Source organism: Metabacillus sp. KUDC1714 (assembly GCF_014217835.1).
Taxonomy (GTDB): Bacteria; Bacillota; Bacilli; order Bacillales; family Bacillaceae; genus Metabacillus; species Metabacillus rhizosphaerae.
In genome coordinates this window covers 4,473,764-4,492,659 of the sequence record NZ_CP055263.1, presented here as the reverse complement: position 1 = coordinate 4,492,659, position 18,896 = coordinate 4,473,764, and the positions used below count along the sequence as shown (strand labels likewise).

19 protein-coding genes are annotated in these 18,896 nt (G+C 33.2%); 2 read left to right on the top strand and 17 right to left on the bottom strand.

Going from position 1 to position 18,896, the window contains the following annotated elements; genetic code table 11:
• Nucleotides 1-108: 108 nt before the first annotated feature.
• The 6 genes from HUW50_RS20655 to HUW50_RS20635 form a co-directional block, all read right to left on the bottom strand.
• Nucleotides 109-1,407: a TRAP transporter large permease gene (locus HUW50_RS20655; RefSeq protein ID WP_185653183.1), complete on the bottom strand. Its 1,299-nt coding sequence runs from the start codon at nt 1,405-1,407 to the stop codon at nt 109-111.
• Between the two features lie 47 nt (nt 1,408-1,454).
• Complete coding sequence (locus tag HUW50_RS20650; protein WP_066337990.1) at nt 1,455-1,961, bottom strand: TRAP transporter small permease; 507 nt, start codon at nt 1,959-1,961, stop codon at nt 1,455-1,457.
• Between the two features lie 14 nt (nt 1,962-1,975).
• On the bottom strand, nt 1,976-2,971 hold the full coding sequence (locus tag HUW50_RS20645; RefSeq protein WP_066337420.1) for a TRAP transporter substrate-binding protein: 996 nt from the start codon (nt 2,969-2,971) through the stop codon (nt 1,976-1,978).
• A 131-nt stretch (nt 2,972-3,102) separates the two neighbouring features.
• Nucleotides 3,103-4,206 carry a beta-galactosidase BglB gene (bglB, locus tag HUW50_RS20640; protein WP_185653182.1) on the bottom strand — a complete coding sequence of 368 codons (1,104 nt, stop codon included), beginning with the start codon at nt 4,204-4,206 and terminating at the stop codon, nt 3,103-3,105.
• 22 nt (nt 4,207-4,228) lie between these two features.
• Nucleotides 4,229-4,354 (bottom strand): hypothetical protein, encoded by a 126-nt coding sequence (locus HUW50_RS27180; RefSeq protein ID WP_260445559.1) that lies wholly within the window; start codon nt 4,352-4,354, stop codon nt 4,229-4,231.
• 248 nt (nt 4,355-4,602) lie between these two features.
• Complete coding sequence (locus tag HUW50_RS20635) at nt 4,603-5,772, bottom strand: serine hydrolase domain-containing protein (RefSeq protein ID WP_185654090.1); 1,170 nt, start codon at nt 5,770-5,772, stop codon at nt 4,603-4,605.
• A 242-nt stretch (nt 5,773-6,014) separates the two neighbouring features.
• Between HUW50_RS20635 and HUW50_RS20630 the strand changes: the two genes are divergently transcribed.
• Together HUW50_RS20630 and HUW50_RS27175 are read left to right on the top strand one after the other, a co-directional pair.
• Complete coding sequence (locus HUW50_RS20630) at nt 6,015-6,188, top strand: hypothetical protein (protein ID WP_157094481.1); 174 nt, start codon at nt 6,015-6,017, stop codon at nt 6,186-6,188.
• Nucleotides 6,189-6,356: 168 nt separating this feature from the next.
• The gene (locus HUW50_RS27175; RefSeq protein WP_260445558.1) at nt 6,357-6,491 is read left to right on the top strand and encodes a hypothetical protein; all 135 of its coding nucleotides are present in this window, start codon (nt 6,357-6,359) and stop codon (nt 6,489-6,491) included.
• Between the two features lie 155 nt (nt 6,492-6,646).
• Here the strand turns inward: HUW50_RS27175 and HUW50_RS20625 are convergent, their stop codons facing one another.
• From HUW50_RS20625 to HUW50_RS20575, 11 genes are all read right to left on the bottom strand, one after another.
• Nucleotides 6,647-7,672, bottom strand: a complete 1,026-nt coding sequence (locus HUW50_RS20625; protein WP_066337424.1) for a phosphotransferase — start codon at nt 7,670-7,672, stop codon at nt 6,647-6,649.
• Nucleotides 7,673-7,697: 25 nt separating this feature from the next.
• The gene (locus HUW50_RS20620; protein ID WP_066337994.1) at nt 7,698-8,675 is read right to left on the bottom strand and encodes an aldo/keto reductase; all 978 of its coding nucleotides are present in this window, start codon (nt 8,673-8,675) and stop codon (nt 7,698-7,700) included.
• Nucleotides 8,676-8,837: 162 nt separating this feature from the next.
• A complete protein-coding gene (locus tag HUW50_RS20615) occupies nt 8,838-9,008 on the bottom strand; it encodes a hypothetical protein (RefSeq protein ID WP_157094482.1) in 171 nt (56 codons plus the stop codon).
• 328 nt (nt 9,009-9,336) lie between these two features.
• The gene (locus tag HUW50_RS20610; RefSeq protein WP_066337426.1) at nt 9,337-10,512 is read right to left on the bottom strand and encodes a glycosyl hydrolase family 18 protein; all 1,176 of its coding nucleotides are present in this window, start codon (nt 10,510-10,512) and stop codon (nt 9,337-9,339) included.
• 345 nt (nt 10,513-10,857) lie between these two features.
• Entirely contained in the window at nt 10,858-12,018 is a 1,161-nt protein-coding gene (locus HUW50_RS20605) for a GGDEF domain-containing protein (protein WP_066337431.1), read from the bottom strand.
• Nucleotides 12,019-12,207: 189 nt separating this feature from the next.
• On the bottom strand, nt 12,208-13,338 hold the full coding sequence (locus HUW50_RS20600) for a hypothetical protein (RefSeq protein ID WP_066337433.1): 1,131 nt from the start codon (nt 13,336-13,338) through the stop codon (nt 12,208-12,210).
• The gene (locus HUW50_RS20595) at nt 13,322-14,665 is read right to left on the bottom strand and encodes a F390 synthetase-related protein (protein ID WP_066337437.1); all 1,344 of its coding nucleotides are present in this window, start codon (nt 14,663-14,665) and stop codon (nt 13,322-13,324) included. Before HUW50_RS20595 ends, HUW50_RS20600 begins: the two co-directional genes overlap by 17 nt.
• Complete coding sequence (locus tag HUW50_RS20590; RefSeq protein ID WP_066337438.1) at nt 14,658-15,506, bottom strand: MBL fold metallo-hydrolase; 849 nt, start codon at nt 15,504-15,506, stop codon at nt 14,658-14,660. Before HUW50_RS20590 ends, HUW50_RS20595 begins: the two co-directional genes overlap by 8 nt.
• The gene (locus HUW50_RS20585) at nt 15,496-16,488 is read right to left on the bottom strand and encodes an NAD-dependent epimerase/dehydratase family protein (RefSeq protein WP_066337439.1); all 993 of its coding nucleotides are present in this window, start codon (nt 16,486-16,488) and stop codon (nt 15,496-15,498) included. The genes HUW50_RS20590 and HUW50_RS20585 overlap by 11 nt, the downstream gene beginning before the upstream one ends.
• Nucleotides 16,485-17,642: an ATP-grasp domain-containing protein gene (locus HUW50_RS20580; protein ID WP_066337440.1), complete on the bottom strand. Its 1,158-nt coding sequence runs from the start codon at nt 17,640-17,642 to the stop codon at nt 16,485-16,487. The genes HUW50_RS20585 and HUW50_RS20580 overlap by 4 nt, the downstream gene beginning before the upstream one ends.
• Complete coding sequence (locus HUW50_RS20575; RefSeq protein WP_066337441.1) at nt 17,632-18,621, bottom strand: beta-ketoacyl-ACP synthase III; 990 nt, start codon at nt 18,619-18,621, stop codon at nt 17,632-17,634. The genes HUW50_RS20580 and HUW50_RS20575 overlap by 11 nt, the downstream gene beginning before the upstream one ends.
• Nucleotides 18,622-18,896 lie beyond the last annotated feature (275 nt).

Genomic DNA, 18,896 nt, shown 5'->3' with positions numbered 1-18,896 from the left:
CTCTACCCTTTTTAATAGTTTGTATCAAATTTTAAAAATTAATCAAAACTTTAAAATAAATTAACCCCCTCGCATATACATCACAAGGAGGTAACATTATCATAAAGTTTATAAACCAAATGCATTTGGCAGGAATAAACTTATTTGTGGTATATAAGTAACTAACAGCAAAACAACAATGATCGCTACATAAAACGGAATAAGTGGTTTAAGTACTTGCTCTATCTTCACTTTCCCAACGCTTGCTCCAACAAATAAGCCTGTACCAACTGGAGGTGTTATTGTTCCAATACATAAATTAAAGATAAAAAAGATGCCGAAATGTACTGGGTCAATTCCTAAGCTTGTTGCGATTGGTAAAAAGATTGGGGTAAAGATTAAGATCGCTGGTGCGATATCCATAAACGTACCAATAATTAATAAAATTATCGTAATACATGCAAGGATAACGAATTTATTGTCTGAAATACCCAAAATAAGATTACTTAGTGCTTCTGGTATACCTGTTAGCGCCATTACAAAAGCCATGCCAGATGATGCTGCTATTAAAAACATAATAACACCAGTCATTTCAACTGCTTGCACCAAAACACTTGGTAATTGTTTAAGAGATAATGATCTATAAAAAACAAGCGCTAAGAATAATGAATAGACCACACAAACTGCAGATGCCTCAATTGCTGTAAAGACACCAGTAAGAATTCCTCCAATGATAATAATAATCAATAACAAACTAGGAATTGCTTCGATGATGATTTTTTTTGCTTCATTAAAGGAAACCTTTGATGTAATTGAATATTTTTTCTTTCTAGCTATAATATAGGCAACAACCATTACAGATAATCCCCATAATATTCCAACAACATAACCTCCCATAAACAAAGCGGCAATAGAAGTTCCTCCGCTTATTAATGAGAAAATGATAAATGCTGAACTTGGAGGTATTAACATCCCTGTTGGAGCTGAAGCAATATTAACAGCTGCAGAGAATGTCTTACTATACCCTTCTTTTTCTTGGAGTGGACTCAATGTACCGCCAATTGCTGTTGATGCTGCAATCGCAGAACCAGAGATAGATCCAAAAAACATATTCCCTATTATATTTGTATGGGCCAATGAACCTGGAATTCTTCCACCTATTAATTTTGCTAAATTCACTAATTTGATAGCGATTCCACCATTGTTCATAATAATTCCTGATAATATGAAAAATGGTACTGCTAAAAGTGAAAAACTATCTAAACTTGTTATCATCTTTTGGGCTGATGTGAATACAGATATATCGAAAGGTAAAACGATTAATACCGTTGCCAGGGACGCTGTTGCGATACTAATAGCAATAGGTATTCCTATTACCATTAATAATGCAAATACTATAATTAAAATTAAACTAGCTTGTAACACCATTTGAATCACCTGCTCTTATTTTTTGATCTAACTTCTTGTATGAACGATTAACTTGCTTTTTTTTCTTCATTAATATAGGATATTTTTTTCTTCTTGTTCATTAACTCAATAATATTTGTTGTGCTATAAAAAAGAATAAATACTCCAGATAACGGTAATGCCAAATAAACAAAGCCCATTGGTAAATGTAAAGCTGGAGAAATTTGAGCCATTGTTAAAGAAACCGCTCTTCCACCACCATAAACCATAATAACCGCTGCAAATATTAAGAAGATCGATTGAATCAAAATATCTAGGGTGATTTTAGAATTTTCAACCAAACGATCTCTTAAAAAGGTAATCGCAATATGCTGATTTTTCCCGACAACATAGGCAGCAGCTAACATGGCAAGCCAGATCAAACTATACCTTAATAGCTCTTCTGTAAATGTACTTGGACTCTTTAAGATAAAGCGGCTCAAGACTTGCCAACTTGCAACCGCTACCATTACAACGAATAAAGTACAAGTAAGAAATTCAATTATTCTATCAACACTTTTCTTTAAATTTCTCATCGTATCAACCTCTGTCATTTATTTTCTTTCATCTTGATGATATCTTCATATAATTGTTTGAAACCTTCTTTATTTGCAAACTCATCATGCAACGGCTGTACTGCTTCTTGGAACGGCTTTTTATCTACTTCATTAAAAACAACACCAAATTCATTTTCAGCTCTTTCTTTTGCTTGATCAACCGCTTCTTTCCAAACAACTTTTTCAAATGCTGTTGATTCTTTAGCCGCTTCATATACTGCTTGTCTTTGTGATTCAGTTAATTTGTCTAATGTTTCTTTATTCATAACCATGATATCAGGCACTCTTGTATGTTCATCATATGAATAATACTTTGCTACCTCACCATGTCCAGCTTCTGTGATAGCAAACTCATTATTTTCAGCACCATCAAGGATTCCTTGTTGCAACGAAGTATATACTTCACCACTATCCATAGGTGTTGGTGAACCACCTAATAATTGCACCATTTTTATCGCTGTTTGACTTTGCATAACCCTTATTTTTTTTCCATTTAAATCACTCGGTTTTTCTATTGGCTTTTCTGTCATATAAAAGCTTCTTTGCCCTGAATCATAATAGGTTAAGCCTACAAAGCCTAACGCTTCTGTTGAATCATAAATTGGTTTTACAATTTCACTGTCCATTACTTTATAAAAATGTGTTTCATCCTCGAATAAATATGGAAGACCAAAGATAGAATACTTTTCTGAAAAACTTTCAAGTGCAGATCCACTTACTTTTGTAATATCAACTGCACCTGTTTGTGTTAATTCGATTAACTCTCTTTCTCCACCTAGTTGACTATCTGGAAAATATTCAACAGTAACCTCACCATTTGTTTTTTCCGTTAGTAATTTTCCAAACTCAGCCATTGCATCTTTTACTGGTTGACTATTACTAGCATAAGCAAATCGTAAAACTATGGAATCGTTCTCATTTTTGCTATAGCCAGTAAACAAAATTACAGACAACAAGCCTATAAGTATGATAGGTATAATCTTTTTCATCTCAGTTTCCCCCTGCGAAATAATTTCGTACGCCTTTCTTTTTAGACTTGGTATAATGCAAAATTAACTTAAGATTGCACCATAACCAAGTCTATTATTCTGATGAAATTATTTTCTAAAAAAGAATAATTTTAGATATAATAGTGTAGAAATTCCGACAAGCAAAGAACTGCTAATGATTGCCCATATGGCATCGTCGTAATTTTAATTTCTTTATAAAAGTTTAAGCTATCACCCATACCTGTTCCTACTGACACTTTTTGCAGGGCGCCCTCATCGTTAATTTCTTTTAAAATTCCTTGGATCGCTTTGTATGCAACTTCCTTATATTCTTGACTAATATAACGTTTATGAACTGATTTTAAGATCCCATAAGCAAAACCTGCTGTTGCTGATGCTTCAAGGTAAGACGTTTTATCATTAATTAATGTATGCCATAAACCGCTGTCATCTTGGAAGCTAGCCAATGCTTCAATCTGTCTATTTAATGTATCGAGTAGGAATTCCCTTAAGAAATCTCCTTCTTTTAACTCTAAAATTTCAATAATTTCCGGAATAGCAATTGTAATCCAACAATTACCTCTTCCCCATAGCGCTTCAGCATAATTGTGATTTTCTTCAAATGTCCAACCATGGAACCATAATCCTGTCTTTCGATCACTTAAATATTTTATATGAATTAAAAATTGCTTCTTTGCTTCTTCGATATATTCAGGTTTATTAAAAAGCTTACCAATCTTAGCTAATGGCAAAACAGTCATCATCAATGTGTCATCCCAAAGCTGATTTTTGTTTTCTGGACCATATGTCATATGTTGAAGTCCATCTTCTTTCGTACGCGGCATATCATACATTACCCACTCTGCCCAATCTTCTAAGTATGGCACAAATGTTTGATCCTTCGTTTCTTCATACAAAAAGGCTAATGTTAAAAACGGAGCCATTGTATTAACATTTTTAGGTGGGACACCTTCTTCTAATCTTGCTTTAAACCAATCTGTTATTATCGTTAAAGCCTTCTGACTATTTGTTAGTTTCCAATATTTAAAGATTCCATATAATCCAACACCTTGCGGCCAATTCCAAACATTCCAGCTCTTATCATCTACAACTAAACCATCGAAGTTTAATAAAAATTCACCAGTATTATCTTTTATTTGTGTAAGATTATCCATTAGTAAATCAATTTGATGAATTACTTCTCTTCTTTCGATAAAAACTTCATTTTGAACCATTACATTTCCCTCCATATGAGTTCTAAACATTTAAGCTTGCAAAGAAATTTTCACGATAGATTAAAACGGTTACAATTATCCATTCACTTTCTACTTCTTTTGCTTTTAATCCCTCCATATTTCCTTTACAAGCTTCTGTTTTGTTCACTAATTTCCCTTTAAGGTTTAATAAATTCTCTTTTTGTTTATATTTTTTTGATGTTCTGTTTTTTTTATATCTTTTTTGTTTGGTTTTTTCCTTTTCTTTTTGATTATAGTTAACTCTTTGGATTTGGTCAATGGAATTTTTAGAAAAATTTTAAAGAAAATAAGTAGAGGTAATGACACTACCTCTACTTATTATTTAGTGGAGTTTTTTAGTTTCATCAATTTAATAATTTATAAAAAGAAATCTCCTCAAATTCCCCCGTATATCACAGATCGCAGTCTTGGTTGGTGATAAGCCTCTAAATTAGGCATCATTTGCTGCATATAAACTGCAGATAGCTTTTCTTTTGGATCAATTAACACCCACGTCCCTAATAATCCTGACCAACCAAATTCACCTATAGAGCTGTTGCTTCCACCTAAAGCTGGATCAACCATGACTCTAACTCCAAGTCCGTAACCGTAGCCTTTAAGATAATTCCAGTTATAATTAGATGAATTTTCTGTTGTTAATTGATTAGTAGCCATAAGATTAATAGTTTTTTGTCCTATAATGCGTTCTCCATCTAATTCTCCTCCATTTGCGAGCATATGTGCAAAACGACTATAATCACTAAGTGTCGAAAGCAGACCACCTCCACCACTTTCAAATGTTGCATCTGGTTGAATATGTGCATCCATCTCTATATTTTTCGATAAATTTCCATTTTCATCCCGATTATACAGGCTACAAAGTCTGGCTTTCTTATCATCGGGAATTCTAAAGAATGTATCGTTCATTGTTAATGGATCAAAAATTTCATCTTTTAAAAATTGCCCAAACGTTTTTCCAGATACTACTTCAATAAATGCTCCCAAGACATCATGACTAAAGCTGTAATGCCACCTGGTCCCTGGATCGAATGCTAATGGTATCGATGCTAATTTTTTTGAAATAGTCCGTGCATTGACTATTTCGCCAAGGTTCTCCTGCTGTTCTAAAACATGCATGGCCTTTGTAAGTTGGCGCTCCGTTTCATTTGCATCACCTGGATAAGTTAACCCCGATGTCATCGTGAATAGATCTTTAACTGTAATCGACCTTTCCGCAGGAGTAGTGTATAGCTCCCCCTTATCATTTTCCCGGTAAACTTGGGGATTTATAAACTCCGGTAAATAATCTTCAAGAGGATCATTAAGTAAATAATGGCCTCTCTCATATAACATAAGGGCTGCTGTACAAGTAACGACTTTTGTCATTGAATATATTCGATAGATTGTATCTTCTGTTATTGGTTTTTGTGATTCGATGTCTGCCATTCCAACATAGTCTTCAAATACCGTTTTTCCTTGATGAGTGACTGAACAAGCACAGCCTGCAGGACCTTTTTCTACAAAATCTTTTAACATTGGTTTTAATTTCTTGTGGATCGAATTCATCATCTCCAGCTCCTTTGTTAACGCTATCATTTCTTTATTATACATCACTGATTTTCTTCTTCGGACATGTAAAAACCTTTATTTTAAAAAAATCAATAAAAATTAAATTCACAATGCTTTTTAATTGGAAAGGTACACATTGTTCTAGTTATTTAATATTAAGTAAATTAATCGATTGACATTTATATCATAATTGTTTAAAATAATAAATGTAAACGCTTACAAATAAGGAGTGTTTTTTCATGTCTGAACACAAGAAACAATCGATAAATAACAAGGGTGAAATCATTGATGCCCTACTACATAGAAATCTATACAAAATGCCCGATGGTCGTCAATTTTATGAAGCATCCGAAAAAGAATTAGAACATGTTCTTTATTCTCAAACGAGAACAGAAAATCTATGTTCTGTATAGACTATTTTTAACCACTAAACTTTTATAAGCCAATATCATGATTTTAAATCCTGATATTGGCTTATTTACTTTATTGTATATATTAGTGGCTTCAATGTAAAAATAAAAATAGATCGAGATTTCAATTAAGAATAATTTATGAAACACTTTAAGGAGTGATCTTTTAATATGAAAGATAAAAATGATATCATTTGTGAGGAATCAGACTATTTACACCATATGCTAAATGAACAAATAACTCGAATTTGTGTGAAGGAAGAAGAAGAACGGATGAAAGAAGAATTGAAAGGTAATGATATATAGTCCTTTTTTAAAAACAAGGCGCTGTTAAACAATACTGTTGATAAATAAGCGGAAAAGTTTTCTCCCCGCTATTAAAACAACAATTAGATTTAACAGAGCCTAAAATTAAAAAGATAATGAGCACCGTTTTCATTATCTTTTTAGTTTAGTTATAACTATTTACCACTCCATAACCTAGTAAGCTTATTCCCACCATCACATAACCAATCCTTATTTGTAACCGTTTTAATGATTTGCTCTTTCAGAACATCCTGTTTATCGATTCCATCTAAATATCGTCCTAGAAAATGAACAAAAACATCTAATCGTCTTAACTGAACCAAGATTGGTAAAGCATCAATTTCAGGTTTTGTTAAAGTCAGAACAGACGAAAATCCTCTGAAAAACGTTGTGAGCTTTTCCCATAATATTGATTCATTTGGTTCTTTTACAATTATTTCTGATATACAAACAGCCACTTCCATTACGCGAAGATCATATGTTACAAATTCAAAATCTAATATAGCCTCTATCGTTCCATTTTGACCAACTAAGACATTTGATTCGTTTAGATCACCATGAATTACTTGATGTGGTAGAGTCTTAAGTCGTGGAACGAACGTTTGAAATTGGAGCATTTGTTTTGCGATCCACGATAACTTTGACTTAAATTCTGTAAACTCCTTCGGAGGATTTGTACACCATTGAACGACCTGATTGATCCCACAATTTGGATGTGTATGTTCAATTTCATAATAAGGTCGATAAATAAACGGCTGATGAACTTGGAGCCCCTGTAAAGCGCGTAATACATCTCCGGTGCTTTTGCCAAAAGAATACAATACTCTGGAATAATCAAAGACAGGATTCTCTCCTTCTATATATGTATAGATACAACCAAGCTTGTTTGACCCATTATGTAGTCGAAGGTATGTTTTTCCTTCATTTGTATAAATCGGAACAGGAACTTTAAAAGGTAAACCCTCAATTTCATTAAGCCTTACTAAAACCTCATGCTCTAGCTTTACTTTTTCTTTGTCTTTATGTGTTTCATAAATACGAAGGATATATTTTTTATTATCATTTACAATATATCTGGTGGTATTGTTATAACCACTTTTCCCCTGATAAACAAGACATGTTTTATCAGCGGAAAAGTAATGTTCTAATATCTGATCAATTGTCTCTGAAGTTACACTCATTCTGTCTCTTTCCTATCTCAATAGATTAAGGCATTTTTTTCCCACGTGATGCTGTGTACAATGAATACCACTCTTCACGAGTCATCATTTCAGCTTGGCGCACTGAATCTTGGCAGTTTTTGATTCGTTCTGGATTTGTTGAGCCAATCACTGGCTGAATTAGAGCAGGATGGCGCATTAACCAACCTAGAACAATTGCTTCTGTTGAAGTCCCCTTCTCATTTGCCATTTTTTGAACGAGGTCTTTAGTTTGCAAGTCAGCTTCTGTTACATTTTCCATTTCACGCCCTGAATACATTCCATAAGCCAAAGGAGCCCATGCTTGGATCTGGATATCCTCTAAGCGGCAATGCTCAATAATTCCATCAGCAAAATTAATATCCGTTCCCGCTTTTTGATTTACCAATACACCCTGCTCCAACCAATCAATACGTTTAAGGCTTAACTCTAGTTGATTTACGATAAGTGGATCTGAACAAAATGCACTTAGCATTTTGATTTGAGCTGCACTCATGTTTGATACTCCAAAATTTTTCACTTTTCCAGATGCTTTTAACGCCTCAAATGCCTCTGCAACTTCCTCAGGTTCAACTAAAGGATCTGGGCGGTGTAATAATAAAATATCTATGTATTCGGTATTCAATCTCTTTAATATTCCATCTACAGAAGATAAAATATGACTTTTTGAAAAATCAAATCGATGTGGTGTATTCCCTTCCGGAAAACGTATTCCACATTTTGATTGAATAACTATGTTTTCCCTTAATTCTGGGCGATTTTTTAAAATTCCACCAAAGATCGTCTCTGCTTTTCCCATCTTATAAATATCTGCATGATCGAACATCGTAATCCCACTTGATAACGCGGCATCAACAGCTTTTTCTGCGATAAGATTGTCCTCTTTCGTAATCGGATTATTATCCCAGCCTCCACCAAACCCCATACAACCTAATACAAGGCGACTTGTTGTAATCTCACGTTTTTGTAATGGCATTTTTCTTATCATTTTTATCCTCCTTTATAAGTTGCATTACTCTATTTAAATTGTTTATAGTTCAATACAACTTTACTATAATAGTTCTTAACAAAGGTGAGAAATCCTGCAAAAAAAAACAAGCTGTTAAAAAAACAACAACAGCTTGTATATGTATTTTAATTTTTTTCATTAGGAAATTGATTTTTCAACTATTCTACTGTTGTATAATTCCAAAAGTGTATGGTCATCTAAACATAATACTTCATCTACATTTTCTGATAAGTGCTGAAACAATACCTCTTCGATTTTGATTCTCTCGGTTACTTCTAAAAAGTAATGTTTTATAGTCAAATTTGACAAGATACCTTCTCCTTTCACTTTTATTTAAGTCACATTGAATAGTAAGGATTCTCCCTGTAAAATGATCTCTCTTTTTAAAATTACCCAAATTAAGAAGAACAAAAACATACTCTTATAGTCCAACAATCCAATGTCACCTTTTATTACATAATTAAGAACAAGCCTAGTATATGATAAGGTCATTATAACTACATGTCGAAAAAGGGTTTTAACTTATGTCTATTTTATGACAATTAGTTGTGAATTTGTATAAACACTACAGACATAGTAATTCTACATAACAATATACGGAACAAAAAAACTGTTGAGATCCCCAACAGTTTTTCGTTCATTTACTTTCCTCATCTTTTGAATAAATGGTTACTTGTTTTTGTTCTGCATTTTCCTTATCAAGTACCTGTGAGATAACATTTGTCAAACTATGTGACCCTTTTGCATCATGTCCTAGTTCCCACAACATCATTCCGCCAAAGCCGTTGTCTAATGCAAGATTTGTTTTCTTTTGAATGGTTTCCACCCCATTGTAATGATAGGTCGTACCGTTCATCTTAACGGTATCACGCTTTGCATTTGTGGGATTGCTATTAATAATTGCTTCATATGAAACCTGTTTAATTGACACGTCTTCAGGCTGCGCATAAAACGGAACACCTAATACAAGTTTTTCTTTATTAATACCTTGTTTATCAAAAAGAGTTGTCCAGTAGCTAACGATATTTTCTACAAAAGGATATGGAGATAAGTTAGCTGCATCATACTCACCATCCCATTGACCATCATATGCCATAATATTGACATGATCAACATAGTTAAACATTGTTGGTTCGTAGATAACAGAAGCAATTTCTGTTCCTGTCACACTATGAATCTTAGAATAAACAGCGATTGATAACTCCTTATTTTTAGGATGAAGATTATCACTTAACGTTTTCATAAAAGTAGCAAGATTTTTTGCATCCTCTTTAGAGCGAGGATGTTCAAAATCAATGTCAATACCATCTAAATTTTCTCGCTCAGTAATTCCAACAAGTTCATTGATTAGCTTAGTACGGGATGCGGGATTGGAGATCGCTGCTCTAAAATACTCGTATGACTCTCCTCCATTAATATGGTACCAGCCACCAACTGCAAGCATTACCTTTGTATCCCGTTTATGTGCTTGTTGAACCATTGTGCGCAAATTTGACAAAGCGCTATCGCCATTCATTAAAAGACTTCCATCTTTTGTAGGATGAGCAAAGGAGAAAATAGTATGTGTTAATTTAGAATAATTAATTGTATTAGGATCCCGAAAATCTTGAACATATCCAATTAATACCTTAGAACTTTTTTGTTCTATTTTAGGTATTTGTTTTTGTTTTAATTTTTTTGCGGATTTAGGGGCCATTTGTGTATTTTTCTTCGCTTGATCTGTACTATTACTAGAATATAACATTCCTGAAAAGAATCCACCTGTGAAAATTAGGATGGATACTAGTGCAAGTAGTAAGTAGCTTTTTTTCATGTTCTACATCCCTTTCACATTCCTATAGTCTTTTAAAATAGTAACAAAAAAGAATGAGGAATAGGGATGGTAATATAAACCTTAAGTTTAGTCATTTAACTTTAATAATACCCTGTAAAACTTAGTTATTCTTAATTGGATTATTTTACTATAAATAAAAACGCTATTAAATGAATCTAGTTTGGAAAAATAACCACAAAGTTAATTCTAATTATTTTTGTTGACTCTTTAACATCATTGTCGCTAGATTTATCTGTATTCCAAAAGGCGTCAAATGATTACCTCGGATAAATCAACTGATTATTTCAAAAAAAAGCCTTTAGTATAGTTTTACTAAAAGATTAATCATCGAGTGGTTATGAATTTTTTATGCTTTTTATAGCGATCCTTAGCAGAAAGATTATATCGGTTCGGATGATCTCGTTCTTCTTTAGCTAGACTCCAACAAACTTGATTTCTTCCTTTTGATTTGGCACTATATAATGCATCATCCGCACGTTTCACTATATTTTGTGGAGTATCCCCAACCGCTTGACTAGTAGTGACACCTATAGAAAAAGTAATGTGTATTGTCAAGTTATTAGGTAAAAGGAATGGATGCTTTTCAATTTTGGTGCGGATATTTTCTGCTATTTCTATCGACTTTTCAAGATTCATATCGAGAAGTATTACTGAAAATTCCTCTCCTCCATTTCGAAATACATTATCATGTTCACGTATCGAAGCTATTAAAATTGATCCTACTTCATGTAAGATAGAATCACCTGCTTGATGTCCGTAGCTATCATTTATTTGTTTAAAATAATCAATATCTATATAAAGTAGCCCTATGTTTTTACGTTGAATTTTTGCATCTGCCATCAAATTAGATAAGATTAAATCAAATTGACGAGTATTTTTTAAGCCTGTTAAGAAGTCAACAGTAGCTTGTTTTTTGTATTCATAATTCAAATAATTTGATCGGCTTATATAGTTAACAAGAATGTAGGTAATAATTCCACCAAAAATGGACAAACCCCAATAATTAAAGAGAATAATATTGAAATAGTCTAAATGTCTGATGCGGAAATATAAGATGATTGAAAAGATAAATGTGCTAATAACAACCATAAAAATCCACTGTTTACTTTTAGAGATCTTTAGGCTACTAATGAAGCCAATTATTGCTCCGACAAAAATAATTGCAATCGACACGATTATTACCTCAGTATTAATATCTAAAAATAATAACCTACTTATAGCAATAAGAGTTGACGTGATGATACTTGATACGAATCCACCAAAGATAGCAGAAACAATCATTACAATATGACGTAAATCAATAATCGTTTCCGACTCTACCTGGATGCTAAAAATCATTAATAGAGAGCCTAGAATTCCAGTAAAAACACCAAATATCATTTTATTTATCAGACTAATCTCATACGGATTATTTTTAAAAATAGAGCCACCAACGAACAAAAAAGCGATCATTATACACAAATGAACAAATAAATCTTTTAGCAATTCTAGTATCCTCCAGCCGAAAATATAACAATTTCATATAAAAACACGAGAAAAAAGCAACATTAAAATGGATGCTGCTTTTAATTAGATCATTATCATAATATATAATCTCAATATATAATTATACACTATGAAATAAAATAAAATACCCTTATACAAAACACTTTGATTATTTATTCTTGCAACAGCTTAGAATCTCATTTTCCTAGCAAGTGGCTCAATAACATTATCCATTATCATTTTTAGACTATTCCAAGCAAGCATTGATTTAAATGATAAATGCTTATTGTAATAGTATGTATATTCTATCTCTTGCACTGATCCTCGTTTCCTCTTAAATGAACCTGCTCCTGCACTTCGATGTCCCATATAGTTTTTATCGATTATTTCCTTCGTAATAAGCATAGACAATACTCGATAAAGCCCTGCCTCTTTTTCCCTCTTAATTTCATACCCTAATATTGGTGTTGTTAAAACCCCACCTCTCACAAAATAACCAATCACACCAATTACTTTTGCCTCTTTCAATACAAGTTTAAATTGTATTGTATTATGTATCGCAGCATTTTTAAAAAAGTGTTCTGTAAATTGAGGGTTGTTAATGGAGTATTTATCAATATATAACTGGTTGTATAATTCCTCAACTTTCTGAAAATCGCCTGATTGTATATCTCTTATTTGATAATTAAATTTCTCCAAAAGCTTTTTATCTTGATTAAGTGCTTTTCGTTGTTTTTTTGTCAGTGGTATACTGGGATCAAATAGATAAATCGAGCGGGACATGATTCGTTTGTAGCCTTCACTATTAAAACTACTAATCATTTGGTTATGAAGAGTTTCATTTATCGAACGCATGAGGATCGTATGCTGTGGAAAATGATTGGTAAGAAACTCTGTCATTTTTTTAATCTGATCACTTGTTAAACTAGGATACAGATTTGTAGACAAAAGCCAATTATTTACAACAACAACTTTATTTATATTGCTTTTACGAAGGAAAAATCCAATGCCTTCAATAATATACGAAAGAAAAGCCTCTAAGCGTTTATTTCCTAGTTCCCATAACTCTTCCTTTGCATAGCTAATATAATGAGTATAAGGAGAAACGACATACGAATTAGTGAATTCTTTTTGATTTAGTGAAATTGGTAGGATAATATCATCAATCTCCAGTAAATATATTTCAGTTTCAATATTCTCTATATATTTGTTTATACCATCCTTCATTAATATCTCAAAATAATTCCTTATCAAATGACCATCTTTTTTTGTTGACCACTCAATGGAATCGATGTTTTTTGCATCATACAATTTTACCATCGAAGTGTCCTCTCATCGCGTTTTCGATTCGCTTCCTTTTTTTATCTGATGGAATTAAATCGTAAGGTAGAAAGTGGATATCTGGTACGACTAATCGATTTTGATTCCATAGCTTTGTTATCTCTGATATGACTGCTTCTTTCACTGTTTCTGAACTTGCATTTACCTTTAGTTTTACTTCAATAGTTTTCAGATCCTTTTGAGTTACCTTGTATTCAAGAATATGATCTGATGCTAGCATAATAGCTCTTCGAATAAAATCAGGAAACAGAACACCTACATCTCCTCCAACTTTTTTGAAACCATAAAATAAATCATCACAACGTCCATCAATGCGTTCTAATGCTAAAAAGTGTGATCCACAGGGACAAGGAGCTTTCCGTTCGATAAGGATGTCATTTAGTCTATAACGAATAATTGGCTGGGTTGTTCTTGTAAAATCAGTTAAGATTGGCACAAAAATTCCTTTTTCTTCGTCTAAATATTCCTTTTGAACAGCTACTAAATCTTCATTCATATGAAGCGTTCCATGTGAGCATGTAGCTGCTAAAAATCCTTCTGTACATTGATAAACTTGGTGAAGTGTTTGCTGAAAGACTTTTTCAATAAACCTTTTATCAAGGTCCTCTAACACTTCAGCAACTGAGACGATTTTTATTGGTCGTATCAGTATTTTATCTTCAATCTGCCATTCTGCTAGTTTTCTTAACATTGACGGAGGTGCTATTATGATGGTCGGCTTTAATTCATTTAAACGGTGAATATGTGTTGAAAAATCATCCAAAAGGTCAAAGAACTGGAAGGTTATTCGACCATTTTCGGTTGTGCTATACAAATTATTGTTTGCCCTAAGGAAAAAAGCAATTTTCTGCTTCTCAATTAGGCTTCCTGGTAATAATTTTGCTAAAACAGCTCCAGCCCACATTTCAGCTTCTTTATCACTCACTAAAAATACTCCTCGGTTTCCGCTTGTACCTGACGATAGGCCTATTGAAATATCAGCTATTTTCGCTGTGAAATCTCTCGTTCTCTCTGCTTCAAACGCTATTTCAAGAGCTCTTTTCATTTTGATTCCAACGGTATTAAAGTCATCGAAATGGTTCATCATAATTGATTTATCAATAATCGGTAGCGATTCCCAATGATTTTCTTGTAATTCATTTTGAAAATCTTCATAGAATTCTCGGTAAAAAGCCGAATGCCTTAACACAAATGATAATTGCTTTTTAATTTTCTGTTGCTGAAAGCGTTGCAATTCCTCCTTGGATGAAAATCTTCTACCGTATTTGGTTAACACATATTGTTTCACTAAATTAAGCTTATTCATAAACAAACCCCTTTTTCACAAGCTCCCACGTTTTTTGACAATGTGTTGGTAAAATATCTATTTCAGAATTTGTTCTTGATAATTGATGAAGTTTTATTACATTTTTCTTATACGCTTTGATATCTTCAATTAATAAATTTGCAACTTTATGAGGGAAAATGAGTTTTTCATAGGCTTGGCTTAACCATACCGCATCAGCACATAGTAAAACCCTTTTTCCACTCTGAAGATTCACAAAAATACCAAATTGTCCAATCGCATGTCCTGTTAAATCTACTGCTATTATCGAATTATCTCCGAACACATCAAATCCAGTAGTAAATTCCCCATAGCCAATGTCTAGCTTAATTTCAGCTTGATCAATGAAAGAAATACGCGTATCAATGTCTTCTGGAATCAAATCTAGTAAACATCCTTTTGTTAAAGCGTGCAATTTACTCATTGATTTAATAGGTTCATAGCCTTTTCTAAATGTTAAAATTTTCGCATCTGGGAAATCCTTCAACCCACCAGTATGGTCGCCATGAAAATGAGAAAGGATGATCGTATTTATTTCCTCAGCCTTAATCCCGTCTTTTTCCAATTGTTTCTTTATCGACTTTTCTTCTGTAAAGAAAACCGGTGTTAACTTTGCATATAGTGAATAGGGGAATTTTTTAGTTGCTTCGCTAAAATGTGTTGTATAGCCCGTATCGAAAAGGATATACCCCTTTATTGGATGCTTTATTAAAGCAACCGTTGCAGGGAACTCTATTGACTTTAGTGTTTCATTTGGTAAAACTATCTTTTCCGGGTGTGTACAATAACCGCATTCGTAAAGCTTTAACGTACTAATTTTCATGTTTTTTCCACCATGCTACGAACTCCTTTGTCCCCTGTTCTATTGAAACAGCAGGAATATAGCCCAATTCTTGTTGAGCCTTTTCCAGTGATAATGTTTGTGATTTCGAAAGAACACTAACAGTATACCGAGTTAGTAATGGTTCTTTTCCACCTAAGAAAATGGTTGATATGTATTCAAGTGTCCTAGCTATAAAAAAAGCCTTATTATAAGAAAGTTCCTTATAAGATACAGTCTTACCTAGTTGACCCATCACTTCTTCAAGCATTTCATATAGATTTACTCGTACACCATTTGTAATATTATATTTTCTACCTAGTGTTTCTTCCCTTGATGTTAGACAAAGCAATAATGCATCAACAACATTTTCTACATATGTAATATCGACTTCGACATAGCCCTTTCCGATCTTTGGAAACATGCCCTTTTCACATACTTTAATTAACCTAGGTAAAATTGCATTATCACCCGGGCCAAAAATAGCTCTTGGACGGATTGTAATTGTTGGCAGGCCTTCATGAAACGCTTTATCAATCTCTAATTCTGCTATATATTTCGTTTTCGCATAATGGTTAACGAACTTTTTAGGTAATGGATCAGATTCTTTTACATTTATACGCTCGTCATAGTAAAAATAAAGGCTAGGTGTCGATACATGTATGAGCCGTTTCACATACCATTTCTTACAGCCTTCAATGATGTTTTTAGTCCCTAGAACATTTGCTGCATAAAAATCCTGATATTTTCCCCATGGAGAAGATAGTGCACCACAATGAAATACATAATCTTTATCTTTACAAAGTTCAATGATTCTCTCGCTGTCCTCTAAGTTCGCTTCTTCAAATCGAATCCCTACCTTTTTTAACGTCTCCCCCACCTCTTTATTTCGTCCAATGCCAGTAACATTGTATCCAAGTGAAACAAGTCTAAAAGCTAATTTCTTACCTAAAAATCCTGTTGCACCGGTTACTAATATGTTCAAGAATGTTCACCATCCCAGCTAATATCATACGTTGACTGCTCTAGCATAGTCAGTTTATTAATACGACTTGCCCTCCACAAAAAGTACATACTCACAAATTGATAGAAAAAAGGCTTTATATCATTTTTTCGAAATGTAATATCTTTATATGTTGCAAGTATTTGAAACCATCTTTTTACTTGCTTCATTGATTTAAAATTGTTTCTGCCATAAAGAAGAACACCTAACTTAATAGCTTCTTTTGTTTCATTTTTAGGATAAAGGAGATCTTTCTGTTCACCGCTTATTACATTGGCGATTTCTTTCCCAAATAAATGCAATCCACTTGTTGCCCGTGGATTGCATTCTATTGGGATAGCTACACCAGCATGAGTGACGATAAAATCAAATGATATTTGTCCTGTAAATGATAGCTTCGCAACGATTAATTTAACAAATTGCTCAATTTCTGGTTTTTCTGTATATTGATACGAGAGTGTTGCACCTAAGCCAGCTGTGAATTCGGATTTATATACAGAATGTGCTAGTAATTTCCCATTTCTAGCGCATCCATAAGAACAGTATTGGTTTCCATATATTCGCTCCTGCACTATCCAAAGTGAATCTTCAAATACTTGTACCGGTAAATCTTCTCCTTCTTTTAGAAAAATTACCGAATCAGAAAACCTAGAATAGACTTTTTTCAATACTAGATCACTATGAAATTCCTTCATAAGAACTGGTAGATTTACTTGTGATACTAGTAATTTTGTTTTTGGTGTATTAAGCCCAAGTTCCTCAACAAATCGGATGAACCTTTCTTTATGATGAAGTAGTCTCATTTTTTCAAGATCATCGACTATTACATCACAATAAGTTGATAATTGCTCTTTATACATTGAAACATAGAAGGTCTCTTCACAAGTAGGCATTAGTATATCTATTCGTCTTTTTTTAATAATCTGTATTAAGCAGTTAATAAATTCTTTCGTTTCATATTTTGGAGAAGGGTATAAAAAGAATTCTTTTATCCGATTAGTGGTTTTTGCAAGCGCATATGGGACACTATCGGCAGTATAAACATCCATTCCTCCATTTTCTAACACTCTGCATAAGTGAAGTGTAACGGGTGCTCTAGCTCCTGTTATCAAAACTCGCTTTCTCTTAATATTCAAGTACGATGCCTCCAATGGATAATCCAGCTGAAGTTCCTAATAGTAAAACTTTATCTCCTCTTTTCACTCTTCCTTGTTGAATAGCTTCAAATAACGCCATTGGAATCGATGCTGCAATCATATTTCCATAGTTTTCAATAATATTCATAAACCTCGACTCTTCTACTCCTAGCTTTTTCCGGATTATCTTCATCGCAGATGCGCTTGCTTGGTGAGGGATCACCATATCGATATCTTCCATTGTAAGATTTGTAGTTGAAAAGAGTGTTTCAATAAACCGTGGCAGAAGTTTAAAGGATAATTTAAAGATGGCCCTCCCATCCATATCAAATAAAAAATCATCTTTTGTTTGTTCGTTATATTCTCTAGGATGGATTTTAGTGCCTCCACCTCTAATTTCAGATAAATGAGCACCAGCACTATATGTTTCCATATGTGAGCATATTATTCCTGAACCATCCGTTGATTTGGATAAAACAACCGCAACAGCACCATCCCCAAACAAAATTGAGCTCTCGTCTTGATCCCAGTTTAGTCCTATTGATGAAATCTCAGAAGATATTATTAATACATTCTTATACCTACCACAAACAATTGCATAGGAGATCATATCTAGAGCGGTAACAAAGCTTAAACAAGTTGAGTTAATATCAAATGCAGGAATACCAGAATACTGAAGACCTAGTTGTTCCTGAAGCAATGCGGCATTACAAGGGATTGCTTGCTCAATCGTACCACTCCCACTAATCAAACAATCAATATCTGTTAAAGTTAGACCAGCATCTTGAACTGCTTTTTTAGCAGCCTCTGCACCCATATAAGAAGCTGTTTCATCTCTAACAAAATACCGTTCCTTCACACCTGATTTTCTTTTAGACCACCCACTTTTTGTTGAAAGTAATTGATCGATTTCTTCCGCTTTGATCAATCGTTTTGGTAAATATGTGCCGATACCTTTTATTTTTATATTACGTTTCATTTATGTGCACCTCAATGTTGATTTCAGTTGTACTTAATCTATGAATGGCTCTTAAAAAATAGTAGAAAAGGTACTATTTTATTCGTATCTTCTCCTTACATCTTACCTTTTTTCATTCTATTGGAATATATCCGAAATTCGATTTATAGTGTTTTCTTGAAATTATTTCATTTATCCGTTCTATTAAAATTTATTATTTCCCAAAACAAAAAATGGGTCAGACCCGTTTAAAACTAAGGATCTGACACTTTTTTAGCACCATCTCATATATCTTG